Source organism: Falsiroseomonas sp., assembly GCF_051860665.1.
Classification (GTDB): Bacteria; Pseudomonadota; Alphaproteobacteria; order Acetobacterales; family Acetobacteraceae; genus Falsiroseomonas.
On record NZ_JBHYDM010000007.1, the window covers coordinates 1 to 24,891 of the forward strand.

The following is a 24,891-nucleotide window of genomic DNA, read 5'->3' on the forward strand; positions in this document are numbered from 1 at the left end:
CGGCGCGGGAGGCCGAGGCCGGCTGCCGCGACAGCCGCGCGACGCTCGCCGCGGAGGCCGCGCGCATCGCGCAACGCCAGGCGGCGATCGGCCCGGAACGCGCCGAATGGGCCCGTCGCAAGGCCGAGGCCGCCGGCCGCCGCCAGGACCTCGCCCGCCGCGCTGCCGCCGCTGCCGCCGAGCGCGACGAACTCGCCGAGGCGCCCGAGACCGCCGCCGCCCAGCGCGCGACGGCCGGCCGCGCCCTGGCCGAGGCGGAAGCCACCCACGCGGCCGCCGCCAAGGCGTTGGCCGCGGCCGAGGCGGAGGACCGCGAATCGGCGCTCGCCCGCCGCAGCGCCGATGCCGCCTTTGCCCAGGCACGCGAGTCCCAGCTGCGCGCCGAGGGCGCCGCCGGCCAGGCGGAGGCCGCGGCGCTGGCGGTGGAGGAACGCATCGTCGAGCGACTCGGCGAAGGGCATGCGGCCCTGCCCGCGCCCGAGGGCGAGCTGACCGACCAGATCGAGGAAAAAGCGCGCCGCAAGATGGAGCGCCTGACCCGCGAGCGGGAGGAGATGGGGCCGGTCAATCTCCGCGCGGAGGCGGAGCTGAATGACCTCGACGCGACCCGCGCGCGCATCGAGACCGAGCGCCAGGAAGTGGCGACGGCCATCGCCAAGCTGCGCGGCGTCATCGGACACCTGAACCGCGAAGGCCGCGAACGCCTGCGCGTGGTCTTCGACAAGGTCGATACTGAATTCCGCGCCCTGTTCACGCGCCTGTTCGGCGGCGGCCGCGCGCATCTGGCGCTCGTCGGCTCCGACGATCCGCTGGAAGCCGGCCTCGAGATCTTCGCGGAGCCGCCCGGCAAGAAACTGTCCTCGCTGAACCTGCTCTCGGGCGGGGAGCAGGCGCTGACGGCGCTCTCCCTCGTCTTCGCCGTCTTCCGCTGCAACCCGGCGCCCGTCTGCGTGCTGGACGAGGTGGATGCGCCGCTGGACGATGCGAATGTGGAGCGCCTCTGCGACCTGCTGGAGGTGATGGCGGCGCCGGATGCCGAGGGACGCGGCGGCACGCGCTTCCTGATCGTCACGCACCATCCGCTGACCATGGCGCGGATGCATCGGCTCTATGGCGTGACCATGCAGGAACGCGGCGTCTCCCGCCTGCTCAGCGTCGACCTGCAGCGGGCGGTGGAGATGGTGGAGGGCAGCCCGGGCTGAGTGGCTGAGGGGTCGCCGCGGCACGGCGCGATTAACCCGTTGGTGACTCTTCCCGTCCAGATTGCCCCACCCCGCGAAAAAACTGCGCGCGGCTCCCCTTGCTCCAGGATGTCCCGCAGTGCGCCGTCGTCGTCTCGCCATCCTGCCATTGGTCGGTGCCCTGGCAGGGTTCGCTGCGCAGGCGCAGCCCGGCGGTGGGGCGGCTTCCCCGGCGCAGGGCCGCATCATCCTGCGGGTCAGCGGGCGCATCGCCGGCGGCACGCGGGACTTCGACCTGGCGGGGCTGGAGGCGCTGGGCCTGCAGGACCTGCATACCGAGACCCGATGGACCGGCAGCGAGGTGCGGCGCTTCAGCGGCGTGCCGCTGGCCCGCCTGCTGCAGGCGGTCTCCGCCCAGGGGGAGACGCTGCGGGCGCAGGCGCTGAACGATTACGCGGTGACCCTGCCGCGCCAGGACGCCGACCGCAACGGCGCGCTGCTGGCGACACGGCAGGACGGCGCGCCGCTGCGCATTCGCGATCGCGGGCCGATCTGGCTCATCTACCCCTGGACCGACCGGCCGGAGCTGGACCTGCCGATCTACCGGGACAGGGCGATCTGGCAGGTCCGGTCGATCGACGTGATCTGAGCCGGCCACGATGCCGCGCCTTTCCCGCCCCTGGTTGCGGACGCCCGGCCGCACCACGGCCGCGCTGCTGCTGGCGGCCGGCCTGCTCTTCGTGCTCTCGGTCGGCGTCTCGCTGCAGCGGGCGCGGGAACAGCTGCGGCTGGAGGCCGGCAGCCAGCGCGTCTCCATCTGGTTCAGCACCCAGGCGCTGGTGGAATTGCACCGCTTCCGCGTCGCCCTGCTGCGCTTCGACCGCGCCGATCCGGGCTGGGACAAGGACCGCCTGCTGGAGCGCTACGAGATCCTGCTGAGCCGCCTGCCGCTGCTGGTGGGGGCGGAGGAGGCGAATACGCGCTCCGTGCTCGACCACGGCGATATCGTCAGCGGACTGCAGATGGCGCTGGAGCAGGTGGAGGCGGATGTCCTCACGCTGCAGCCCGGCGCCACGGTGCCGCTGGCGCGGATCGACGCGGTGGCGCAGGAGGCCGACCTGCTGCTGACGCGGCTGAACCTGGCACTGCATACCGAACGTCGCCGCGCGGTGGAGGAGGCACGGGCCAGCGCGCGCCATCTCAGCCTGGTCTTCCTGGTCAGCCTCGGCGGGCTGCTGCTGGCGGCGCTGCTGCTGCTGCTGCTGGTCGCGCGCGGCGCGCGGCGCGCGGGGCAGGCGGAACGGACGCTGCGCGTGCTGGTGGATGCGCTGCCGATCGGCGTCGCCGCCTTCGACGAGGAAGGGCGCATCGTGCTGGTCAACGACGCCTATCTCGGCCTCGCCCGGCTGAAGCAGGAGGCGGAGGCGCTGGGCCGGCGGCCGAGCGAACTGGGCGCGGGCTCCGCGGTGGAGGAGGATATCGCGCGCGTGCTGTCGCATCGCACCGCGGTGCCGCCGCAGGAAGCCACGCTGAACTATTGCGACGGCACCACCCGCACGCTGCTGGTCAGCACCGCGCCGGTCTTCGCCGGCAATGGCGCGCTGCTGCGGGTGGTGCGCGTGGCGCTCGACGTGACGGAGCAGCGCGCGGCGGACCGGCGCATCCGCCACCTGGCGGAGCACGACACGCTGACCGACCTGCCCAATCGCCTGCTCTTCGGCAGCCATCTGAAGTCGCTGCTCGGCCGCGCCGAGCCGGGGCGCATGGTGGCGGTGCATTGCATCGACCTCGATCACTTCAAGGAAGTGAACGACAGCCTGGGTCACCCCGTCGGCGACCAGCTGCTGCTGGCGGCCTCCGCCCGCATGCGCGGCGCGCTGCGGGAGGGGGATATGCTGGCGCGGCTGGGCGGCGACGAATTCGCCGTGATCCAGCCCAACCTGGCTGCCCTTTCGGAGGCCCGGATCCTGGCGGAGCGGCTGACCGAGCTGCTCGGCCAGCCCTATCGCCTGCAGGGCTATACGCTGCGCGCCGGCGCCAGCATCGGCACCGCGCTGGCGCCCGAGCATGGCATGACGGTGGAGGCGCTGCTGAGCCGTGCCGATATCGCGCTGTATCGCGCCAAGGCCGGCGGCCGCGGCCGCGCCGTGCTGTTCAGCATGGAGCAGGAGGAAGGGCTGCGGGAGCGGCGGCGGATCGAGGAGGATCTGCGCCAGGCCCTTGGCCGGGGCGAACTAACCCTGGCCTACCAGCCGAAATTCCGCATCGGCGATGGCAGCATCAAGGGCTGCGAGGCGCTGCTGCGCTGGACCCATCCGGAGCGCGGCCTGGTCTCCCCCAGCCTCTTCGTGCCGGTGGCGGAGGAGACCGGGCTGATCCATCCGATCACCCAGCTGGTGCTGGACATGGCCTGCCGCCAGGCCATGGCCTGGCGCGCCCAGGGCCTGCACCTGCCGGTGGCGGTCAATCTCTCCGCCGGGCATTTCAGCGCCGAGCAGGGCGTGCGTCTGGTGGAGGAGGCGCTGGCGGCGACCGGATGCGACCCGGCGCTGCTGGAGGTGGAGGTGACCGAGGGAGTCTTCCTGCGCAGCGCGGAAGCCGCCTCGCGCAGCTTCAAGGCGCTGCGCGGCATGGGCGTGCGGGTGGCGCTCGATGACTTCGGCACCGGCTATTCCTCGCTCGGCTATCTGCAGCACCTGGCCTTCGACGTCATCAAGGTGGATCGCACCTTCATCGCCGGGCTGGAGGAAGCCGGACCCGGCCGGCGCATCCTCGATGCCATCCTCCGGCTGGCGCATGGGCTGGGGGCGGAGGTGGTGGCGGAGGGGGTGGAGACGCCGGGCCAGCTCGCCGTGCTGCGGCAGCTCGGCTGCGACCAGGTGCAGGGCTTCCTGCTCGGCCGGCCGATGACACCGACCGCGCTGGCCGAACTGGCGGCGCGTCCACCGGGCTCGCCGGCGGCCCGCAGCGCGGCGTGAGCGCCGCGGCAGCGGCTTGACCAGGTCCGGCACTCGCCGCAACAATGCATGCGTTAGATGATGCGTTGCGCGCCGGCCTCGGCGCGCGTCAGGAATCCGGAATGGCGGCGGGCCAACCGCCGCCGCTTGGGGGAAACCGAGATGACGACCCGCCGCCTGCTGCTGGGCGCCGCGCTGGCGCTGCCCGCCCTTCACGCCGCCCGGGCGCAGGAATCCTGGCCGGAGCGGCCGGTCCGCATGATCGTGCCCTTCCCCCCGGGCCAGGCGGCCGACATCTTTGCCCGCGTCATGGCGGATGAGCTGTCGCGCCGCTGGCCGCAGCGGGTGGTGGTGGAGAATCGCGCGGGCGGCGCGGGTGCCATCGGCATGGATGCCGTGGCCCGCGCGCCGGTGGATGGCTATACGCTCGGCATCGGCACCTCCGGCACGCTCGGCGTGAACCCCTCCGTCATGGCGCGGCTGCCCTATGACGCGGAGCGCGATTTCGCCGCGGTCACCAATATCTTCACCCTGCCGCTGGTCTTCGTGGCGCATCCGAGCTTCGAGGCGCATGACATCGCGGGCTTCGTGGCGCTGGCCAGGGCGCAGCCGGGGCGGGTGCAATACGCCTCCGCCGGGCCGGGCACGGCGCAGCACATGACGGCGGAGATGCTGGCGCACCGGCTGGGCCTGCAGATGCAGCACGTGCCCTATCGCGGCAGCGGCCCGGCCATGGCGGATCTGATCGCCGGCAATGTGAAGGTGATGGTGGACAGCCTGGCCTCCGCCTTGCCGAATATCCAGGCGGGCCGCATCAAGCCGCTGGCCGCCACCGGCCGCGCCCGCACGCCGCAGCTTCCGGACGTGCCGACGGTGGCGGAAAGCGTCTCGCCGGGCTTCGAGGCGCTGGGCTGGTCCGGCATCGTGGCCCCCGCCGGCACGCCGGCGGCGATCATCCGCAGGGTGAATGCGGATGCGGTGGCGATCCTGCGCGACCCGGCGGTGGCCGCCCGCATGGTGCAGCTGGGCGGCTTCCCCGACCCCGGCACGCCCGAGGAATACGGCCGCTTCATCGCCGCCGAGATCGCCAAGTGGCGCGAGGTGGCACGGGCGGCGAATGTGCGGCTGGACGGCTGAAGGATCTAGACTCTAGCGCCCGAGGTTGCGGGCCCGCATCTCGGTCGGCACCTCGGTCACCATGCGCACCTCCACCCGGTTGCGGCCCTTGGCCTTGGCCAGGAAGACGGCGGCATCGGCGCGCTTCAGCAGCTCCTCGGCCGAGGCATCGCCGGGCAGCAGGCCGGTGACGCCGAGGCTCGCGGTCATCCGCGCCGGCACCGCGTCATCCTCGAAGGTGAAGCTGTGCCGCGCGATGGCGGCGCGCAGCCCCTCGGCGAGGGAGGCCCCCTCCACCGCGCCGGAGCCGGGCAGCAGGGCGGCGAAGACCTCCCCGCCCAGCCGGCCGAAGCTCGCATTCCAGCCTTCCAGCTGCGCCGCGCAGAGCTGCGCCACGGCCTGCAGCGCCAGGTCGCCCGCCGCATGGCCGCGCATGTCGTTCAGCGGGCGGAAATGGTCGAGGTCCAGCACCACCAGCGCCAGCGGGCTGCCCTGCCGCCGCGCCTCCGCGAAGGCCTCCGTCAGGCAGCGCAGGAAATGGCCGCGATTGCCGATGCCGGTCAGGTCATCCGTCTCCGCCCGATGGCGCAGCTCGGCGGTGCGGGCCGCGACCTCCGCCGTCAGCCGCGCATTGCCCTCGGCCAGCAGCGCCTCCGCCTCCCGCCGCTCGCTCAGCAGGGCCATCAGCGCCAGGGCATTGGTGGCCATCAGCACGATCATCATGCCGACCGCGCGCAGCGGATTGGCCACCACCTCCGGCTGGAAGGGGCCGAGGCCGGCCAGCGTGCCGACGGTGGCCACCACGCTGATCAGCGTCAGCAGCGAATAGGCGGCGCGCAGCGAGATGCGCAGCGTCACCCAGGTTACCGGGATGGTCAGCAGGAAGACCGCCTCCGGCTGCACCAGTGCGGCGAGTGGCGGCGGCAGGGCGAAGACCAGGGCGGTGAGGCCTGCGGTGGCGGCCAGCACCAGCGTATCCGCCGTGCCCGCCGCCGTGCCCGGGGCGGGCGGCGTGCGCTCCACGCCCAGCCAGAGCATCAGCGCGGGGGCCAGGAAGAAGACGCCGCCCGCATCGCTCAGCAGCCATTGGGAGGCCACGGCATAGCCCGCCTCCAGCGGCAGGCCGCCGGCCAGCAGCAGCGCCGCGGTGCCGCCGCCACTGGTGACCGCCGCATGCAGCACCACGCTGCCGGCGAGGAAGCCGAAGACGCCGCGCAGGCGGGTGAAGAGGCCGGTGGGCGGCCGTAGGCGGCGGGTCAGCCAGGCGCCGGCCAGCGGGCCCAGGCTGTTGCTGAGCGAGATCAGCCCGGCGGTCAGCAGCGCCGCATCCAGCAGCAGGTAATTCACTGCGAAGGAGGCGGTGAAAAGCCCCGGCACCAGCCGCCAGCCCGCCAGCAGGCAGGCCACGGCGGCGACGCCCGCGGGCAGCCAGATGGGCGAGGGGAACAGGCCGAAGCGGGCGAAGAACAGGCCGGCCGCCGCACCGAGCCCGGCATAGAGCAACGCGACCAGGAGATTGCCCAGCACCAGCCGCCCGGCCGTCAACCGGCCGAGGCCACGCGCCTGTCGCGTGGCTGGGGCCGGCGCGGGGATGCTGGAGCCGGAGCCGCCCATCACGGGGTGTCGCATCGGGTCGGTTGCGTCTCACTGGAATCGAAGGGTCGGGATCACCACCCGGCCGAGCTGGTCACGTCTCCGCTCGGCTGGGACGCGACCGCCAGCAGGATGGCGAGCCAGGTGGAGCCGGCGTGCACGCGCATTGAGGGCATGGCCACTCACGCGAAGCGCAAACGATCCTGCCACCAAGCCGCGTGTCCCGCAATCATGGCCTGCCGCCGGCGCGCTGCGGCCTGCGGCTTTTCCCGCGGCCGGACCGGCCCCTCAGCCCGGCGGTGCGGTGCGCGGCGAAAGGCGCCGGCCGAACAGCCCGATGGCCAGCAGCGGCAGGGCGAGCCCGACCAGCGTGGCCGCGATGACCAGCGCCGGCAGCTGCGCGTAATCGCCGCGCCCCACCACGAAGACCGCGTTCAACCCGCGTGAGGCGATGGCGCCGGCCTGCAGCGCCAGGTTCATCAGGGAGGCCATGAGCGCGAACCAGGTGGCGCGCCGCCCCTCCGGCGCATGCATCGCGATCAGCGTCAGCATCGGGATCATGGCGAGCTGGGCCAGGGGGGCGGAGAAGGCGGCATCGACCAGGCCGATGGTGCGCGCGCCGAAGCCGAAGACCTGTTCGGTCCATTCATGCAGCCCGAAGAGCATGCCGATGCTGGGCAGCATGAAGGCGGCGTTCAGCACCGCCAGCCAGAAGAACACCGCCCCCAGCGGCCAGCGCACGATCCGCCCGCCCAGCAGCAGCGCGCCCGCGATGGTCAGGCCGGTGCCGAGCTGGCCGAGCGTGCCGAAGAAGGCCTGGCTGTAGCCCAGCACGTCGATCTGCCACCATTGCAGCGCCGGGCCGGGGGAGGGCGCGGCGCGGAAGGCGAAGATGATGAGGCCCGCCGCCGCCATGGCCCGCTTCGTCGCCGCCGGCACCTCCGCCACCGTCACCTTCAGCAGGGCCAGGATGACGGCCAGCGTCAGCAGGAAGCCGATCTCCTCCGCAAAGGGTGGCTGGCCGATGCCCAGGCCCAGCATCGCCGCGCCGAAGCCGAGCCCGCCCCAGAGGATGCGCGGATCCCGCGCGCCCGGCGCCTCATGCGATTCGCGCAGCAGCAAGGCGGCGAGGAGGCTCGGCAGCGGCAGGGCGGCGGCCATCAGGAAGATGGTGGCCGCCGGCAGGACCTGCGCCAGCCAGCCGCCGGCGCCGGCCACCAGGAAGGCGCCGCCCATCAGCGCGACGCGGCCGAGCACCTGGATATCGCCCAGCTCCGCCTGCACCACCGCCTCCGGCCGCGGCGTGCCATCCGGGTGGGTGCGGTCCACCACCTCCGTCGTCATCGCATCCGCCACGCTGTCCTGCACCACCAGCCCCAGCACGGCGGCGAGGGAGGCGGCGATATAGGCAGCCTCCGCCGGCACCGGCCCGGTCATCCCCGCGGCGGCGGCGGCCAGCATCAGGTTGGCGCCGATCTGCAGCGCCGTGCCGAGCAGCACATAGGCGCGGCGGCGCGACCCCAGGATGGGCACCGTATCCACCAAGTGGCCGATCACCATCTTCAGCGTCCAGGGCACCGTCAGCCAGGCGGCCAGCGCCAGCAGGCTGGAGGCCGACAGGCCGAGGCTGTCGCGCACCCAGAAGGTCTCGGCGATGGCGGCGAAGCCGCTGGCGCCGGCCACCAGGTAGATCAGCAGCGGCGGGGCGGTGCGCCGGTTCAGCATGGCGAGCGGCGCCAGCAGGCCGCGGCGGGGGGGCTGGTCGCCGGTTAGCATCACGCCAGCGCCCGCAGCAGCACATGCAGGGCGATCAGCGCGAGGCCCGCGGCGAAAAGCCGGCGCAGCAGCGCCTCCCGCAGCCGGCCGCTCAGCCGGGCCGCGAGCGGCGCCACCAGCATGGCGGGCAGCGCCAGCAGCGCGGCGGCGCCCAGCGCCACCTCCCCCACCGCATCGGGCAGCCGCGCCGGCGCGGCCAGCGCAAAGGCCAGGGTGGCGGGGGCCGCCACCGCCAGGTTGAACACCGCCCCGGCGCCGGCGGCGCGCGCCAGCGGCACGCGGAACAGGCCGAGCACCGGCCCGCTCAGCGTGCCGGCGCCGATGCCCAGCGCCGCCGCCAGCCCGCCCACCAGGGCCGGCGGCACCAGGCCGAGCGGCGGGGCGGGCGGTGCGGGGGCCAGCACGAAACCGCTGGCCAGCCCCATGCGCAGCGCCAGCAGGGCCACCAGCCCGGCAAACAGGCCGGTGGACAGGGCTGGCGGGAGCGCATGGGCCAGCAGCAGGCCGATCAGCCCGCCGCCCAGCACCGCCGGCGTCCAGGCGCGCAGCACGCCGAAATCCAGCCGGCCGCCGCGCGCATGGCCCCAGGCGGCGGGCAGTGCCGCCAGCGCCACCACCAGATGCGCGGTGCCGATGCAGAGCGGCAGCACCTGTTCCGGCGCCAGGCCGCGCCGGGCAAAAACCTCCAGCAGCACCGGGACGGCGACCACGCCGCCGCCGATGCCGAGCAGCCCGCCGATCGCGCCGATCACGGCGCCGGCCAGCGCCAGCATCACGGCGGCGGCCGGGGAATAGCTGGCGAGGGCCTGCATCATCGCGGCAGCCTCTCCCCTGCGGCGTGCGGGGGCAAGCCCGGCTCGGCCTCCAGCCCCGCCAGCATCTCCTCCTCCACCGTCAGGTGCAGGCGCAGCAGCGCCTCCAGCGCGAAGAGGGTACGGCGCAGCTCGCCCTCCGTCGCCGTGCCGGGCGGCAGGCCCAGCAGCGCGGCCAGGCGCTCGGCCAGGGTCTCGATCTCGGCATGCATGCGGATCAGCGGCGCCATCGGGTCCTGCCCGCCGAGGCGCAGCGCTGCGGCCGGGTAAAGGCTGCGCTCCTCCGCCCTCTGGTGCGGCAGCAGGTCCTGGCGCAGCCGGGCCTCCAGCGCGGCCAGGGTGGGCAGGCTGGTCGCGGTGGCGGCGGTGCCCAGCGCATCGGCCAGCTCGCGCAGCCCGGCATGCTCGGCCTGGCGTTCGGCGAAGCCCGCCTCCGTCGGGAGGGCCTCGGGCGCGGCTTCGCCCCGGCCTGCGCGAAGTGCGGTCAGGGCGTAGAGAATGGCGGCGACGTCCACCCCCTCCTGCACCAGGGCGCCGGCGAGCGGCGGCAGCAGCCCGGCGGCGGCGAAGCCCATCGCGATGCCGGACAGGCCCATGCCCAGGCCGATCGCCCGCAGCGCGATGGCGCGGGAGCGGCGGGCGATGGCGATCGCCTCCGCCACCCGGTCCACGCGGTCCACCAGCAACACCACGTCGCCGGCCTCCGCCGCCGCGGCGGTGCCGGCGGCGCCCATGGCGATGCCGACATCGGCGGCGGCCAGGGCCGGGGCGTCGTTCACGCCATCGCCGACCATGGCGGTAGGGGCGGCGGCGGATTCACGCCGCACCGCCGCCAGCTTGGCCTCCGGCGCCTGGTCCGCCAGCACGGCATCGAGGCGCAGCGCGCGGCCGATCGGCGCCACGGCGGCGGCACGGTCGCCGCTCAGCAGAAGGATCCGCGCGATGCCGAGCGCGCGCAGCCGGCGCACCGCGCGCGGCGCATCCTGGCGCAGCCCGTCCGCCATGACGAAGGCGGCTGCGACGCGCCCTTCCACGGCCAGCCAGGCGACGGAGCCGGCCGCGGCCGCCACCTGCACGGCGATGCCGAAGCCGGGGCGCGGCTCCAGCCCCTGGCCGAGCAGAAAACCCTCGGAGCCCAGCATCAGCGCCTGCCCCTCCACCCGGCCGAGTAGGCCGCCGCCGGCCACCTCCGTCACCTGCTCCGGCACCGGCAGCGCCATGCCCTGGGCGGCGGCGACCAGGGCGGCGGAGACGGGGTGGGAGGAGCCCTGGGCCAGCGCGGCCGCCAGCCGCAGCGCTGGCTGCCGCCCCAGCGCCGGATCGGCATCCATGGCGGCGAGGCGCGGCTGACCGGGGGTCAGCGTGCCGGTCTTGTCGAAGATCACGGTCCGCACCCGTGCCAGCCGTTCCAGCGCGCCGCCGCCCTTCACTACGATGCCGCGCCGCGCCGCCCGGCCGATGCCGGCCATCAGCGCCACCGGGGCGGCCAGGATCAGCGGGCAGGGGGTGGCGACCACCAGCACGGCCAGCGCGCGCAGCGGATCGCCACTGGCGGCCCAGGCGCCGCCGGCCAGCAGCGCCGTGGCCGCGGTGAAGCCCAGCGCCCAGCGATCCGCCAGCCGCGCCAGCGGGGCGCGGGCCTCCGCCGCCTGGGCGGTGAGCCGCAGGATGGCGGAATAGGTGCTGGCGGCGGCATCCCGCGCCGCGCGCATCCGGAAGGCGCCGCCCGCATTCACCGCGCCGCTGCGCAGCGCCGCGCCCTGGGTGGCCTCCACCGGCAGGGATTCGCCGGTGAGCGCGCTGTCATCCAGCGTGGCGGCCGCATCCTCCAGCGTGCCATCGGCCGGCACCGTGGCGCCGGGGCGGACCAGCAGCAGGTCGCCGGGACGGATTTCCGCCACGCCGATCTCGGTGATGGCCTCGCCCTCCAGCCGCAGGGCCTGGCGCGGGGCGCGGGCCATCAGCGCAGTGAGGGCGGAGGTGGCGCGGCCCTGCGCCCAGGCCTCCAGCGCCTCCCCACCCGCCACCATCAGGCCGATGACAGCGGCGGCGGCGAATTGGCCGAGGGCGAGGGCACCCAGCATGGCTGCCAGCGCCACCACATCCACGCCGAGCCGCCCGCCGGCCAGGGCGCGCAGCAGCCCCACCGCCACATGCAGCGCCACGGGTAGCACCGCGGCCGAGAGCACCCAGCCCGCGGGCTGCGCGAAACCCGCCATGCTGAGCGCACCGCCGGCCCCAAGCCCGATCGCCACCCAGATCAGCAGCAGATAGCGGCGCATGGGCTGGCTTCCGGAGGTTGCAGGGCGTGCCGCATCCTGCCCCACGCGGCGCGGGCGCGCCTTAAGTCACATCAATCTACCGCGCCGGCTTCTCGATGTTCCAGATCACGGGGAAGCCGAAGTCGATCACCCCGCGCAGTTCGCTGCGCCAGACCGCGGGGCTGCGGAACTGGCCGGCGATGGGGAAGGTCGCGGCCTCGAAGGCCAGCTTCTGCAACTGGCCAGCCAGGGCGCGGCGGCGCGCCGGGTCGCTCTCGGCCTCGAATTCCTGCAGCACGGGCGCCATGGCCGCGTCGCAATAGCCCCAGGGCTGGTTGTCCGTGCAGTTGAAGCCGACGCCCATGTTGGAGAGCGGATTCGCCAGGTCGAAGCCGGTATAGACCACCGGCACGATGTTCCAGCCGCCCTGGTCCAGCGGCTGGCGTTGCACCCAGCGCTGCGCGATGGAGGCCCAGTCGCTGGCCTGCACATCCAGGTTGAAGCCGGCGCGCTTCAGGCGGTCGATCATCACCAGCCCATAGGGATTCAGCAGCGGGCTGTCCGCCGGATGCAGCAGCACCACGCGCTGGTTGGTGTAGCCGGCCTGCTGCAGCAGGGCGCGGGCGCGATCCAGGCTCGGCTGGGCGATGAGGTCGCTGCCCTCCGTGCTGGAATAGGGCGCGCCGCACATGAAGAGGCTGGCGCAATCAGGCTGGCCCAAGCCCTCGCCGAAGCCGGCGCCGGCCAGCACCTCCATCCGGTCCAGCGCCTGCTGCACGGCGCGGCGCACCAGGACGTTGTCGAAGGGCGGCAGGTAGTGGTTGAGGCTGGCGCAGTACATCAGCGTCGCCTGGCCGCCGGCCTGGGCAATGGTCATCTGGCGGTTGCTGCGCAGGCGGGGCAGGTAGTCGACCGGCGCATATTCCAGATAGTCGACCTCGCCCGTCTGCAAGGCGGCGACGCGCAGGCCGGGGTCGGACATGGTCGCCATCTCGACGCGATCCAGCTTTGCGATCTTGCCGCCGGCCAGGCCATCCGCGGCTTCGTCGCGCGGGACGTAGCGGGCGTTGCGCGCAAAACTGGCGCGCTCGCCGGGGATCCAGCCGGCGCGCTGGAACAGGAAGGGGCCGGAGCCCATGATCTCCGGCACCTGCTGCGCCGGTGGCGTCGCATTGGCGATGCGCGCGGGCATGATGAAGGGCACATGCACCGAGGGTTTGCCCAATGCCTCCAGCACCCCGCCAAAGGGTTTCGACAGTTTCAGCGTGAAGTGGCGGGCATCGGTGGCGGTGAGACTTTCCGTCGCGGCCATCAGGCGGCGGCCAATGGAATCGCGGCCGCCCCAGCGCTTCAGCGAGGCGACGCAATCCTCCGCCGTCACCGGGCTGCCGTCATGGAAGGCGAGGCCGGGACGCAGCGCAAAGATCCAGGTCAGGCGATCGGCGCTGATCTCCCAGCCCGCCAGCATCTGCGGCTTGTAGTCGCCGCGGCTGTCCATCGAGACCAGCGTGTCGAAGACCAGGTAGGCAAAATTGCGGGTGACGAAGCTGGGGCTGGAGATCGGGTCGAGATTCTGCAGCCCGACATTGACGATGAAGCGGAAGGGCGCCGCCTGGGCCTGGGCCCGTGCGCCGCTGCCGAGGAGCGTAATGCCGGCACCGGCCAGCGCTTGCCTGCGGGTGATCTGCATTGTCGAAAATCCTCTCAACGGGTTTCCTGGGCGGCCCAGGCTTCGGCGATCTCGGTGCAGGTGGCGAACCACACATCGTCGAAACCGCGGATGAATTCGATCATCTCCCGCAGCAGCGCGATGCGGCTGGGGCGGCCCGAGAGCTGCGGGTGCATCACCAGGTTGTAGAAGCCGCCCCAGCGATGGATTTCGCGGAACTCCTCCTGCCAGACCTCGCGGATATGGCTGTTGGTCATGATCGGGCGCGGCGTCTTCACGCTGAACAGCACGAAGGGCGCGTCGTCCAGGCTCCAGTGATAGGGCAGCTCCACCAGCTGCCGCCCGCCATCCGGATGCGGCAGGCGATAGGGATTCACATCGCCCATCATCGAGCTGTCGTAGAGGAAGCCGTGCCTGTCGAGCTGCCGCACCAGCTCATCCGTCGTCTCGCCGGCCGGCGAGCGATAGCCCTTCGGCACCACGCCAAGCACGCGCTTCAGGCTTTCGAGGCCCTTCTCCATTTCCTCGATGTCCTTCTCCGGCGCATCCGGGTCCGGCCAGGCGTGGGAATAGGAGTGATGCCCGATCTCGTGCCCGGCTTTCAGGATCATTTCCGCACGGTCGGTGTGGTTCTCGACCGTCCAGCCCGGAATGAAGAAGGTGCCCTTCACGCCGGCATCGCCCAGCGTCTCCAGGATCTTCGGCACGCCGACCTTGGCGCCGTACTGGCCCTGGCTGAGCGTGCCGGGGCGGCGGGCATTGGAGGGGTCGCGTGACAGCCAGAGCGTCTCGGCATCGAAGTCGAAGGTCAGCGCCACGGCGCAGCGCGCGCCGTTCGGCCATTTCACGCTCATATCCATGCGGGATGTTTCCTCATGCCAGCCTGCCGCCATCGATCGGCATGGCCGCACCATTGATGTAGCTGGCGGCATCGCTCAGCAGGAACAGAACGGCCGCCGTCACCTCCTGCACCTCGCCGAACCGCGCCGACGGATTCTTGGCGCGGAACATCGCCTCCACGCCTTGGGCACGATCGCCGAGCTGCGCAAAGACGCCGCGCAGCATGGGCGTCTCGATCTGGCCGGGGCAGACGGTATTGGCGCGGATGCCCTGCATGGCATGGCCCACCGCGACGCTGCGCGTCATCAGCACCACCGCGCCCTTGCTGGCGGAGTAGGTCGGGAAGACCGCATTGCCCACAATGCCGGAGCCGGAGGCGATGGTGACCACCGAGCCGCCGCCGGCGCGCTCCATGCGCGGCAGCAGCGCCTTCAGCGCCAGCCATGTGCCCTTCACGTTCACGCCAAAGACCTGGTCGAATTCCGCCTCCGTCACCTCCGGCAGCGGCCGCGTCGGGCCCAGCATGCCGGCGGCGGTGACGAGCAGGGTGGCGGGGCCGAGCGCATCGAGCGCCGCCGCGGCGCGGTCCATGTCGGCGGCGCTGGTCACATCGCCGACCACCGCCTGCGCGCTCGGGCAGGCGGCGGCCACCTGCGCCAGCCCTGCCGCGTCGCGATCGAACAGCACCAGCCGCGCGCCTTCCTCGGCGAGGGCCAGCGCCACGCCACGGCCGAGGCCCGAGGCGGCGCCGGTAACCAGGCCGATGCGGCCGGTGAAGCGGGACGGCACATCCGGCATGGCAGGTGTATTCCTCGCGGCCCGCGCCACGATCCGACCAGTATCCGGTGCGGTCAAGGGGCGGCTATCCTGCGCGCCAATAGGGAGCGAAAGCATGGATCTGCGCGAACCGAGGCTTTGTGCGCCCGCCGCGGATGGCGAGGGGGCGGTGCTGCTGGCGCTGCGCGATCCCGCCAGCGGCGCGCTGACCTTCCCGCGCTCGCCCTATGGCGCGCCCGGGCTGGAGCCCGTGGAGCTCCGCGGCGCGGCCACGCTGCTCGCCTGCATCACGCTGCACCAGCCCGTGCTGCCCGGCGTGGTGCCGCCGCTGGTGGTGGCGCGGCTTCGGCTGGATGAAGGCCTCGTGGTGGATGGCGTGCTGGTCGGCACGGTGGAACCGCCGCCGGGCACGCGCATGCGCGCCGTGCTGGATGGCGCGGGCGCCTGCCGCTTCGAGCCGATGGCATGAACACGCTCCGCGATCTGCGCCCGGTGCGCGTCGTCGGCATCGGCATGCACCGCTACCAATTCGCCAGCCACACGCCCTATGTCACGCTCGGCCTCACGGCGCTGCGCGCGGCGCTGGCGGATGCGGGCCTCGCCTGGCCGCAGATCGAGGCCGCGATGATCGGCACCGCCGGCCTCGGCATGGCAGCCGGCCGCATCATGCTGCGGCATATGGGCGGCACGGGGCTGGAGGTGATGCAGGTGGAGAATGCCTCCGCCTCCGGCTCCTCCGCCTTCCGGATGGCCTGCCTGCTGGTGGGCAGCGGGCAGCGGGACATCGTGCTGGCGCTGGGCGTGGACAAGCACGGCTTTTCCCACCGTGCGGTGGACAAGGACGGTCTGCCGCGACTCTCGCCCACCGACCACAGCCCGCTGGTGGAATTCGCGCTGCTGGCGCGGCTGTGGCGCGACCGGCACGGGCTGACGCCAGCGGACATGGCGCGCGTCGCGGTGAAGAACCACGGCAATGCGGCCCGGAACCCCTTCGCCCAGTTCCGCAAGCCGCGCAGCCTGGAACAGGTTCTGGCCTCCGCCCCCGTCGCCGGGGATCTCACGGCCTTGCAGTGCTGCCCGCGCGGCGAGGGCGCCGCGGCCGTCATCGTGGCCAGCGACGCGGCCATCGCGCGGCTTGGCCTCGACCGCCGCCGCGCCATCCGCGTGCTGGCCTCCACCGCCAGCAGCGAGGCGGATGTGCCGCCCGGCGCCTTCGGCATGGCCGAGATGGTGCGCCATTCGGGGCTGGAGACGCTGCGCCAGGCCGGGATCGACGCGGCAGCGCTGGACATCGTGGAACTGCACGACGCCTTCAGCATCGAGGAGATCGTCTATGCCGAGGCGCTTGGCCTCTGTCCGCCTGGCGAGGGCGCGGCGCGGCTGCGCGATGGCGCCTGGGAGATCGGCGGGCGCTGCGCGGTGAACCCCTCCGGCGGGCTGATCGGCATGGGGCACCCCATCGGCCCCACCGGCATCGGCCAGGTGGCGGAGATCGTGCGGCAATTGCGCGGCGAGGCGGAGGGGCGGCAGCAGCCGGGCGCGCGCACGGCGATGGCGCATATGATCGGCCTCGGCGCCGTGGCGGTGGGGCATGTGCTGCAACGCGACTAGACCGCGGTGGAATGCCGCCCCGCGCGTGCCAGATGCGCGTCGAAGGCGGCGGCGGCCAGGCGGAGGAAGGGCGCGCCCTCCGCCGTCATCGCCACCACACCGTCCTCCAGAGTCAGGATGCCGGCCTCGCGCAGCCCACACAGCTCGTCCCAGGCGCCGGCCAGCAGCCGGGGCGGCGGACGCACGGAAAAATCGCACATCAGCCGCTCGATCACCGCGCCGCGCGCTTTGTCGTCCTCGGTCAGTGCCAGGCCGCGGGCGATGGGCAATTGGCCGGCGGCGACGCGGCGGCGCCAGGCGCCGATCTCCGGCTCGTTCTGCACAAACCCCTGCGGCAGCCGGCCGATGGAGGAGGCGCCGAGGCCGAGCAGCGCATCCGCCACATCGGTGGTATAGCCCTGGAAATTGCGCCGCAGCGTGCCGGCGCGGGCGGCCTGCGCCATCGGGTCGTCCGGCCGCGTGAAGTGATCCAGGCCGATCGCGGTATAGCCAAGTTCGCCGAGCAGCGTGCGGGCCATGCGGGCCTGTTCCAGCCGTTCCGGCACGCCCGGCAGCAGCGCCGTGTCGATCAGCCGCTGGTGCTTCTTCATCCAGGGCACATGCGCATAGCCGAAGAGCGCGATGCGGTCCGGCGCGAGCGAATGCGCCAGCTGGATGCTATGCGCGAGGCCTTCGACGCCCTGCAGCGGCAGGCCGTGGATCAGGTCGAAGTTGATCGCGGCGATGCCGGCCTCGCGCAGGAATGCCACGCTGGCCTGCACCAGCTCGAAGGGCTGCACGCGGCCGATGGCGCGCTGCACCTCCGCGTTGAAATCCTGCACGCCGAGGCTGGCGCGCGTCACGCCCAGCCGCGCGAGCGTCTTCGCCAGGCTGCGCGTCAGGCTGCGCGGATCGAGCTCGATCGCGTGTTCCGCCAGCGCGGAAAGATCGAAGTGCCAGGCGATCGCCGCCATCACCCGTTCCAGCCCGGCCTCGCCCAGCATGCTCGGCGTGCCGCCGCCCCAATGCAGATGCGTCACGCGCCGCGCGGGCGTGGCGGCCGCCAGCAGGTGGATTTCGGCGATCAGGGATTCGACATAGGCCTCGATCGGCGCCTGCTGCCGCGTGACCTTGGTGTGGCAGCCGCAATAGGCGCACATCGCCGCGCAATAGGGCACGTGCAGATAGAGCGAGAGGGTCGCCTCCGGCGCCAGTGCCGCCAGCCAGTCGGAATACTCCGCACTGCCGACGCCGGCGTGGAAATGCGGCGCGGTGGGGTAGGAGGTGTAGCGCGGCACGGACCGCTCCGCGAGCGCCAGGCGCGTGGTGTCGAGCGCATGCGGTGTGGTGGTCAGCATCCCAGAATCCTTTACCACGCGAGATCGAAGTCACAGGGGCCGGGGCCCGGTCGTGCCTGGATGCGCGCGGAAACCAGCGCGCGGTACAGGCCGAGGAAGGTCATGCGGTAGAAGGCGGCGGCGACGGGTGCCACGGCCTCCAGGCAGGTGGCGAGCCGGATGTGGATATGCAGCGGCCGCCCGTGGCGCAGCTCCAGCGCGCCGCTGCCGAGGAAAGTCCAGCCATGCCGGCGGATGGCCGCCCCCAGCACCGGCGCCGCGATGCGCGCCGGCAGGCGGGGCAGCAGCAGGCGCAGCGGGCGCGGGATGCGATGCGCCAGCAGGTAGCGCGCGGTGGCGGCACCCGCGGCGGCGGCGCGATGGCAGGCCGCGGGCTCGCCGAATTCGTCGCGCAGCGCGGCGAACAGCGCGGCCACCTCCGTCTCCGCCACCATGCGCGTCGGCGGCATCACCAGGTGGCGCTGCAGCCCGGCGCGGCCGAACACGCGCTGCCGTGCCGCCTCGCCATCCTGCAAGGCGAGCACCGCATCCAGCTGCAGCACGGCATTGGGGCCGATGCTAGCGGGCGTCATCGGCCATTTGTTCTGTCATCTGGTCCGTGCCGCCGCCGCAGGCCATCACGCGCTCCGGCGCCGGCGGGTTCAGGCCGCGGCGGTTGTGCGTCGTGGTCCATTCCACCTGCGACGGATCGGCGCGGGTGCGGCTGGCGTCGAAGTGGAAGTCGACGGCTTTCTTCGATTGCGGCCCCCAGTAGTTCACCTTGCCCAGGTCATAGAACTTCCGCTCGAAGCCCGACTTGAGAAAGGCCTTGAGGCAGCCCAGCAGGTAGCGCCGCCGCTGCCCCCTGCCGGCCCAGGGGTAGGAGAACAGCGCCTTGCGCATGTAGAAGCGCCGGTAGTTGTTCATCACGGCGTCCAGCAGCTCGCCGCGCTCCATCACATCCGGCTTCACGATGGGCGTGACGAAGTTGTATTTCTCGTAGTCGAAGACCTCCACCTTGTCACCCATGCTGCGGAACAGGTCGGAGAAGGGCCAGGGCGTGTACATCGACCAATTGGCGAGGTCCGGCTTCCAGTCCTGCGCCATGCGGTAGGTTTCCTCCACCGTCTCCCTCGTCTCGTTCTCCAGGCCGACGATGAACTGCGCCTCCACCACGATGCCGGCGTCCCGCAGCAGCTGGATGGCGCGCTTGTTCTGCGCCACCGTGGTTTCCTTCTTGAACAGGTCGAGCTTCATCTGCGCCGCGGCTTCCGTGCCGAGCGAGACATGGATCAGCCCGGCGCGGCGATAGAAGGGCAGCAGCGCCTCGTCGCGCAGGATGTCGGTGACGCGGGTATTGATCCCCCAGAGGATATTCACCTCGCGGTCGATCAGCTCCTGGCAGAAGGCGACGAACTTCTTCTTGTTGATGGTCGGTTCCTCATCCGCCAGGATGAAGAAACCGACGTCGTGGTCGCGCTTCAGCCCGACGATCTCGTCCACCACCTTCTTCGGATCGCGGATGCGGTAGTCGCGCCAGAATTTCCACTGGCTGCAGAAGGAACAGGTGAAGGGGCAGCCGCGCGCGAAATTCGGGATGGCGACGCGGGTGTTCAGCGGGATGTAGGTATATTTCGCCCATTCCAGGATGCCCCAGTCGGGCGTGATGGAATCGAGGTCCTTGATGGTGGGCGCGGCGGGGGTTGCCACCACCTTGCCCTCCTCGGCATAGGCGATGCCGCGCAGCGTGGCGCGCGCCGCCGGCCAGCGGCCCTGCTCGATGGCGCGCACGAGGTTGACGAGGATCTCCTCGCCCTCGCCGCGCACGATGCAGTCGATCCAGGGCGCCTCGGCCAGCACCTGCTGGTACATGAAGGTGGCGTGGATGCCGCCCAGCACCGTCACGGCTTCGGGAAACATCTCCTTCGCCATGCGCAACACGGTCTGCGCGCGATAGATGGCCGGCGTGATGGCGGTGGTGCCGATGATGTCGGGCTTCGCCTCGGCGATGCGCGCGCGCAGCGCCTCGTCCGACAGGTCGTTCGTCATCGCATCGATGAAGACGATGTCGGTATAGCCCTGCGCCTTCAGCGCACCGGTCAGATAGGCGACCCAGGCGGGTGGCCAATTGCCGGCGATCTCGGCGCCGCCGGAGTGGTAGTTCGGGTGGATGAACAGGATACGCATCGGAGCCTCCCCGTTGCGGGAAGGCTAGGCGTCAAGTCAGCTTGACACCTTGATGTGGATCAAGCGGTTTCCGCATCAATCCCGCGGCCGGGCGCGCCGCAGCCGGCTGAAGCGGCGGAACAGGCCACGCTTCTCGATCGCCTCGAACATCTCCTCCGGCCCCTCGGGGTCCAGAACCTCGTGATCCGCGAGCCAGGCCTCGACGGCGGTGAGATCCGGCGTCTCATAGGGCACCAGGCTGCGCCCCGGGCCGCGCAGCCCCTCGATGGCCGCGATCAGCGATCCATGCGCCTCGATCCGCGCCGCCACCGCCGCCGCCGTGGTGCCGAGGTGCTCGGCCAACAGCCCGTCGCGCATGCCGCGGATGGTGGGGCGCAGATCGGCATTGGCGGGCAGCGCGGCGTCGATCACCACGTCGCATTCGGTATCCAGCCGCATGGAGCGGTTGTTCATATTGGAGGAGCCGACGCGGAGCACGCGGTCATCCACGACCAGGATCTTGGCATGCACATAGATCGGCTGCCCGCCCTGCGTCACCGGATGGTAGATGCGGAATCGGCCATGCGTATCCAGCCGGCGCAGCGCCTCATGCAGCCGGGCGCGGGCGGAATCCATCGCGATCGGCTCCAGCCAGCCCTGTGCGCTGTGCGGGTTCACCAGCACGATCTCCGGCCCCTCCGGCTCGGCCAGCCGGCGCGCGAGCGCCTCCGCGATGCGGCGGGAGGCGAAGTACTGGCTCTCGGCATAGATCACGTGCCGGGCGGAGGCGATGAGGTCGAGATAGAGCCGCTCGATCTCCAGCACCGCCGGGCTTTCCGGCATCTCCGGCTGGCTGCGGGCGATGCCGACCTCGATGTCGTGGAACTGCGGCGCCAGGCCTTCCGGCCAGCAATCGCCGCGCGCGGTGACGGGGGCGAGCGGCTTGCCGCCGGCCAGCCGCCAGCGGTCGCGCGCCAGCTCACCTAGGGCTGCCGCCGCCGGCCCCTCCAGCGCCGTGGTGGCGTCGTGCCAGGGCTTGTGCGGCGCCCCGCCCGGCCGCACGCGCCGCGGATCCTCATCCGCGTGGTCGCGCGTGTCCCAGCGATCCGCCGTCATGTCGATGCCGCCGCAAAAGGCGAGGCAATCGTCGATCACGGCGATCTTCTGGTGGTGCGAGGCGGCGGGTGGATGGCTGCTGTCGAGCCGCGCGGTGATGCGCGGATGCGCCTTCCAGCGCAGCAGCGTCAGGATGGTGGAGCCGCGGAACAGCGCCTTCAGCGCGCCGAGGTCCCAGTGCAGCAGGCAGATCTCCAAGTCCGGCCGCCGCTTCACCAGCCACAGGATGAAATCGCCCAGGCGGCGCGGCGCATCCGGACTGTCCTCGCCGGGGATCAGCTCGATGCGTGTGTCGAAATCCCAGCCGATCAGCATGATGCGGTGCCGCGCGGCCAGCATCGCGGTGCGCGCGGCGCGGAAATAATCCGCTGCATCGACGATCACGGCGGCGCGGCTGGCGCGGGCGATGCGCCAGCAATTCTCGCCGGGCCGCAGGACGCTTGCCGCCGCATGCTCCTGCTCGGCGGGGGCGGGTCGGGGGGAGGCCTCCATGCGGTCCATTGGATCGGTCGCGGGTTCCGGGTCAAGGCAGCGGCAGGTGACGATCTCCGGCGCGGCCTTCGTGCGGGCCGGCGCGCGTCCAGCGCGTGGTGACCGCGAAGGTTCCCATGCCCGCCCGTGGCGCGCGCTACGCCCTGGGCGAGGCCTGGCGCAGGCTTCGGGCCAGGGCGAGGAGTTGCTGGCGCAGCGCGGCGGGATCCGCGCCTGGCCCCTGCAGCAGGCAGGAGAGGCGGCGCTGCACCTCCACGGCCTCGGCCTCCAGCGCCCGCCCCGCCTGGGTCAGCGCGATCCGCACCTGGCGCTCATCCTCCGCATCGCGTCGGCGCTGGAGCAGGCCCGCCGACTCCATCCGCTTCAGCAGGGGCGTGAGGGTGCCGGAATCGAGGTGCAGGCGCTGCCCGATGGCCTTCACCGTCGGCTCCTCCGCCTCCCACAGCACCAGCAGCACCAGGTATTGCGGATAGGTCAGCCCCAGCGGCTCCAGCAGCGGCTTGTAGGCGGCGGTGAAGGCGTGGTTGGCGGCATAGAGCGCGAAGCAGAGGTTCTCCTCCAGCCGCAGGCAGGGGTTTGGCGGGGGCATCGGTCGGGGCATGGCGGCAGGATAGACCGGACAGGGCTTGCAGGCAAAACAATTGTGCGCTATTGAATTGCGTGCCAGAAAAACCTGGCCCGCGTCGGGCCGGCCCCGCCACCCGCCGCAGCCTCACCCCAAGCCAAGGAAGCCCCCACATGCCCGTCGACGTGAAATACAGCACCGAAGCCACCGCCGAGGGCGGCCGCGATGGCCGCGCCCGCACCACCGATGGCGCGCTGGATGTGAAGCTCGCCACTCCCCGTGAACTCGGCGGCGCCGGCGGCGAGGGCAACAACCCGGAGCAGCTCTTCGCCGCCGGCTATGCCGCCTGCTTCCTGGGCGCGCTGAAATTCGTCGCGGGTCAGGAGAAGGTCCGCGTGCCGGAGGCGGCGCGGGTGACGGCCAAGGTCGGCATCGGCCCCCGCTCCGAAGGCGGCTTCGGCATCACCGCGGATCTGACCGTCGCCCTGCCGGGCCTGGAGCGCGCCCAGGCGGAGGCGCTGGTGCAGAAGGCGCACCAGGTCTGCCCCTATTCCAATGCGACGCGCGGCAATGTGGCGGTGGGCCTGACGCTGGCCTGAATTGCCGAGGCCCCGGGCGCGGCGCGGTTGACGCACCGGCCCGGGGGCGAAGATTCGGGCACCGGGGGAAACCCTGCCGCGCACTGTGCCGTTGACCCGGAACCCACGCCGATCCGACGGCCGGGTTCCGGCAAGGAGTACAGACGCCGTGGTTGCCATACCCGCCCCTGTGCAGACGCGGCCGTTTCGCCCGCTGCATCCGCTGCACGCCATCCTGCTGGCCTTTCCCTTTCCCCTCTTCCTGGGCGCGCTGCTGAGCGACCTGGCCTATCGCGCCACCTTCCATGTCCAATGGGCGAATTTTGCCTCCTGGCTGATCGCGGGCGGCCTTCTGGTGGGCGGCTTCGTCCTGCTCTGGGCGCTGATCGAACTGGCGCTCGGCGGCGCCGCGCGTCGCCGGCGCCTGCTGACCTACTTTCTCGTGCTGCTGGGCATGTTCGTGCTGGGCTTCATCAATGCCCTTGTCCACGCCAAGGATGCCTGGGCGACGATGCCGGAGGGGCTCTACCTCTCCGCCATCACCGCGCTGCTGGCGGTGGTGGCGTCCTGGCTCGGCTATTCCCGCTTTCATGCCAGCGAGGTGAAGTGATGCGCAGGACCCTGCTTCTCGGCGCTGCCGCCATGGCTCTCGCCGCCTGCGACGGCGATCCCGGCCCGCTGCAGCGCGGCGCCAATCCCCAGATGCCCGAGCCGGAGCGCGGCCTGCTACCCAGCATGACGATCCCGCGCCCCGCGGCCTGGGGCAACGAACTGCCGACGGTGCCCGCAGGCTTCACCATCACGCCGATCGCCACCGATCTGCGCATCCCGCGCCAGACGCTGGTGCTGCCGAATGGCGATATCCTGGTGGCGGAGGGCACGGGCGGCAGCGCGCCGGTGCTGCGGCCGAAGGATTTCATCGCCGGTATCATCAAGAGCTGGGGCAAGACCTCCGTCGCGCCAGGCCATCGCCTGACGCTGCTGCGCGATGCCGATGGCGATGGGACCTATGAGACGCGCAACGTCTTCGCGGAGAACCTGAACGCGCCCTATGGCCTGGCGCTGGTCGGCAATGCGCTGTTCGTCGCGAACCAGGATGCGCTCGTGCGCTTCGACTATACCGAGGGCCAGACCCAGGCCAGCGGCCCGCCGACCACCGTCACCGCGCTGCCTTCCGTCATCAACCACCACTGGACCAAGGCGCTGACCGCGAGCGCGGATGGCCGCTTCCTCTATGTCGGCATCGGCTCCAACAGCAATATCACGGAGCGCGGCATGGATGCGGAGCAAGACCGCGCCATGATCTGGCAGATCGACGTGGCGACGGGCGCGCATCGTCCCTATGCCACCGGCCTTCGCAACCCGACCGCGCTGACCATCCAGCCCGGCAGCGGCCAGCTCTGGGCCGTGGTGAATGAGCGCGACGAGATCGGCCCGAATATCGCGCCGGACTACCTGACCTCAGTGCGGGAGGGCGGCTTCTATGGCTGGCCCTATGCCTATTGGGGCCAGAATGTCGACCCGCGCGCGCAGCCGCAGAATCCGGAACGCGTCGCGGCCTCGATCCGCCCCGATTATGCACTGGGCGCGCATGTGGCGGCGCTGGGCGTGGATTTTTCGGAACCCTCCATGGGACCGGACTTCGCCGAGGGCGTCTTCGTCGGCGAGCACGGCAGCTGGAACCGCAACCCGCCCTCCGGCTACCGCGTGGTCTTCGTGCCCTTCCGGGACGGCCGCCCGTCGGGGGATCCGGTGGATTTCGTCACGGGCTTCCTGAACGGCGAGGGCAATGCGCGCGGGCGGCCGGTGGGCGTGACGGTGGACCCGCGCGGGGCGCTGATCGTGGCGGATGATCTTTCGAATACGGTGTGGCGGGTGACGCGCAACCGGGCGCAGACGGCGGAGGCGGGGGCAGGGGCGCGCTGAAAAGGAGTGACGCGGGCGCGGGCGATGCCCGCCTCTGGGGGGGCAAAATGGTGTCCCCGGCGGGATTCGAACCCACGGCCCCCAGATTAGGAATCTGGTGCTCTATCCGGCTGAGCTACGGAGACCCGGTCCCAAGCTA

At 72.1% G+C, this 24,891-nt stretch carries 20 protein-coding genes, 1 tRNA gene and 1 pseudogene; 9 read left to right on the top strand and 13 right to left on the bottom strand.

Annotated features, from left to right (window positions below; all coding sequences use genetic code 11):
- From ACTIF1_RS09395 to ACTIF1_RS09410, 4 genes and pseudogenes are all read left to right on the top strand, one after another.
- Positions 1 to 1,202 (top strand): annotated as a pseudogene (locus ACTIF1_RS09395) (chromosome segregation protein SMC); the annotation flags it as partial.
- A gap of 118 nt (positions 1,203 to 1,320) precedes the next feature.
- Complete coding sequence (locus ACTIF1_RS09400) at positions 1,321 to 1,830, top strand: molybdopterin-dependent oxidoreductase (protein ID WP_439596141.1); 510 nt, start codon at positions 1,321 to 1,323, stop codon at positions 1,828 to 1,830.
- A 10-nt stretch (positions 1,831 to 1,840) separates the two neighbouring features.
- Complete coding sequence (locus tag ACTIF1_RS09405) at positions 1,841 to 4,159, top strand: putative bifunctional diguanylate cyclase/phosphodiesterase (RefSeq protein ID WP_439596142.1); 2,319 nt, start codon at positions 1,841 to 1,843, stop codon at positions 4,157 to 4,159.
- A 141-nt stretch (positions 4,160 to 4,300) separates the two neighbouring features.
- Positions 4,301 to 5,275: a Bug family tripartite tricarboxylate transporter substrate binding protein gene (locus ACTIF1_RS09410; protein ID WP_439596143.1), complete on the top strand. Its 975-nt coding sequence runs from the start codon at positions 4,301 to 4,303 to the stop codon at positions 5,273 to 5,275.
- Between the two features lie 12 nt (positions 5,276 to 5,287).
- On the opposite strand, the gene ACTIF1_RS09415 is transcribed toward ACTIF1_RS09410, so the two are convergent.
- From ACTIF1_RS09415 to ACTIF1_RS09445, 7 genes are all read right to left on the bottom strand, one after another.
- Complete coding sequence (locus ACTIF1_RS09415) at positions 5,288 to 6,883, bottom strand: diguanylate cyclase (RefSeq protein ID WP_439596144.1); 1,596 nt, start codon at positions 6,881 to 6,883, stop codon at positions 5,288 to 5,290.
- Between the two features lie 252 nt (positions 6,884 to 7,135).
- Positions 7,136 to 8,623 (bottom strand): hypothetical protein, encoded by a 1,488-nt coding sequence (locus ACTIF1_RS09420; RefSeq protein ID WP_439596145.1) that lies wholly within the window; start codon positions 8,621 to 8,623, stop codon positions 7,136 to 7,138.
- The gene (locus tag ACTIF1_RS09425) at positions 8,623 to 9,438 is read right to left on the bottom strand and encodes a sulfite exporter TauE/SafE family protein (RefSeq protein ID WP_439596146.1); all 816 of its coding nucleotides are present in this window, start codon (positions 9,436 to 9,438) and stop codon (positions 8,623 to 8,625) included. Before ACTIF1_RS09425 ends, ACTIF1_RS09420 begins: the two co-directional genes overlap by 1 nt.
- Entirely contained in the window at positions 9,435 to 11,717 is a 2,283-nt protein-coding gene (locus ACTIF1_RS09430; protein ID WP_439596147.1) for a heavy metal translocating P-type ATPase, read from the bottom strand. Before ACTIF1_RS09430 ends, ACTIF1_RS09425 begins: the two co-directional genes overlap by 4 nt.
- Before the next feature lie 76 nt (positions 11,718 to 11,793).
- Complete coding sequence (locus tag ACTIF1_RS09435) at positions 11,794 to 13,386, bottom strand: ABC transporter substrate-binding protein (RefSeq protein ID WP_439596148.1); 1,593 nt, start codon at positions 13,384 to 13,386, stop codon at positions 11,794 to 11,796.
- Between the two features lie 14 nt (positions 13,387 to 13,400).
- Positions 13,401 to 14,225 carry a polysaccharide deacetylase family protein gene (locus ACTIF1_RS09440; protein WP_439596149.1) on the bottom strand — a complete coding sequence of 275 codons (825 nt, stop codon included), beginning with the start codon at positions 14,223 to 14,225 and terminating at the stop codon, positions 13,401 to 13,403.
- A 13-nt stretch (positions 14,226 to 14,238) separates the two neighbouring features.
- Positions 14,239 to 15,003 (bottom strand): SDR family NAD(P)-dependent oxidoreductase, encoded by a 765-nt coding sequence (locus ACTIF1_RS09445; RefSeq protein ID WP_439596150.1) that lies wholly within the window; start codon positions 15,001 to 15,003, stop codon positions 14,239 to 14,241.
- A gap of 94 nt (positions 15,004 to 15,097) precedes the next feature.
- Between ACTIF1_RS09445 and ACTIF1_RS09450 the strand changes: the two genes are divergently transcribed.
- Complete coding sequence (locus ACTIF1_RS09450) at positions 15,098 to 15,451, top strand: hypothetical protein (protein ID WP_439596151.1); 354 nt, start codon at positions 15,098 to 15,100, stop codon at positions 15,449 to 15,451.
- Positions 15,448 to 16,593, top strand: coding sequence for a thiolase family protein (locus ACTIF1_RS09455; RefSeq protein ID WP_439596152.1), 1,146 nt, complete (start codon positions 15,448 to 15,450; stop codon positions 16,591 to 16,593). Before ACTIF1_RS09450 ends, ACTIF1_RS09455 begins: the two co-directional genes overlap by 4 nt.
- On the opposite strand, the gene hemN is transcribed toward ACTIF1_RS09455, so the two are convergent.
- From hemN to ACTIF1_RS09480, 5 genes are all read right to left on the bottom strand, one after another.
- Positions 16,590 to 17,930 carry an oxygen-independent coproporphyrinogen III oxidase gene (gene hemN / locus ACTIF1_RS09460; RefSeq protein ID WP_439596153.1) on the bottom strand — a complete coding sequence of 447 codons (1,341 nt, stop codon included), beginning with the start codon at positions 17,928 to 17,930 and terminating at the stop codon, positions 16,590 to 16,592. The two genes, ACTIF1_RS09455 and hemN, sit on opposite strands and share 4 nt — an antisense overlap.
- 11 nt (positions 17,931 to 17,941) lie before the next feature.
- Complete coding sequence (bchJ, locus tag ACTIF1_RS09465) at positions 17,942 to 18,502, bottom strand: bacteriochlorophyll 4-vinyl reductase (protein WP_439596154.1); 561 nt, start codon at positions 18,500 to 18,502, stop codon at positions 17,942 to 17,944.
- Positions 18,489 to 20,096: a magnesium-protoporphyrin IX monomethyl ester anaerobic oxidative cyclase gene (gene bchE / locus ACTIF1_RS09470; protein ID WP_439596155.1), complete on the bottom strand. Its 1,608-nt coding sequence runs from the start codon at positions 20,094 to 20,096 to the stop codon at positions 18,489 to 18,491. The genes bchJ and bchE overlap by 14 nt, the downstream gene beginning before the upstream one ends.
- A 75-nt stretch (positions 20,097 to 20,171) precedes the next feature.
- Positions 20,172 to 21,692, bottom strand: coding sequence for a phospholipase D-like domain-containing protein (locus ACTIF1_RS09475; protein WP_439596156.1), 1,521 nt, complete (start codon positions 21,690 to 21,692; stop codon positions 20,172 to 20,174).
- 127 nt (positions 21,693 to 21,819) lie between these two features.
- Positions 21,820 to 22,284 carry a MarR family winged helix-turn-helix transcriptional regulator gene (locus ACTIF1_RS09480; protein ID WP_439596157.1) on the bottom strand — a complete coding sequence of 155 codons (465 nt, stop codon included), beginning with the start codon at positions 22,282 to 22,284 and terminating at the stop codon, positions 21,820 to 21,822.
- Positions 22,285 to 22,421: 137 nt separating this feature from the next.
- Here ACTIF1_RS09480 and ACTIF1_RS09485 point away from each other — a divergent pair, with 137 nt between their 5' ends.
- The 3 genes from ACTIF1_RS09485 to ACTIF1_RS09495 all read left to right on the top strand — a co-directional run bounded on the left by ACTIF1_RS09485 (position 22,422) and on the right by ACTIF1_RS09495 (position 24,752).
- On the top strand, positions 22,422 to 22,847 hold the full coding sequence (locus ACTIF1_RS09485) for an organic hydroperoxide resistance protein (RefSeq protein ID WP_439596158.1): 426 nt from the start codon (positions 22,422 to 22,424) through the stop codon (positions 22,845 to 22,847).
- Positions 22,848 to 22,995: 148 nt separating this feature from the next.
- Positions 22,996 to 23,436, top strand: a complete 441-nt coding sequence (locus ACTIF1_RS09490) for a DUF2231 domain-containing protein (RefSeq protein ID WP_439596159.1) — start codon at positions 22,996 to 22,998, stop codon at positions 23,434 to 23,436.
- Entirely contained in the window at positions 23,436 to 24,752 is a 1,317-nt protein-coding gene (locus tag ACTIF1_RS09495; RefSeq protein WP_439596160.1) for a PQQ-dependent sugar dehydrogenase, read from the top strand. The genes ACTIF1_RS09490 and ACTIF1_RS09495 overlap by 1 nt, the downstream gene beginning before the upstream one ends.
- A 48-nt stretch (positions 24,753 to 24,800) precedes the next feature.
- Here ACTIF1_RS09495 and ACTIF1_RS09500 read toward each other — a convergent pair.
- Positions 24,801 to 24,877, bottom strand: a tRNA-Arg gene (locus tag ACTIF1_RS09500).
- Positions 24,878 to 24,891 lie beyond the last annotated feature (14 nt).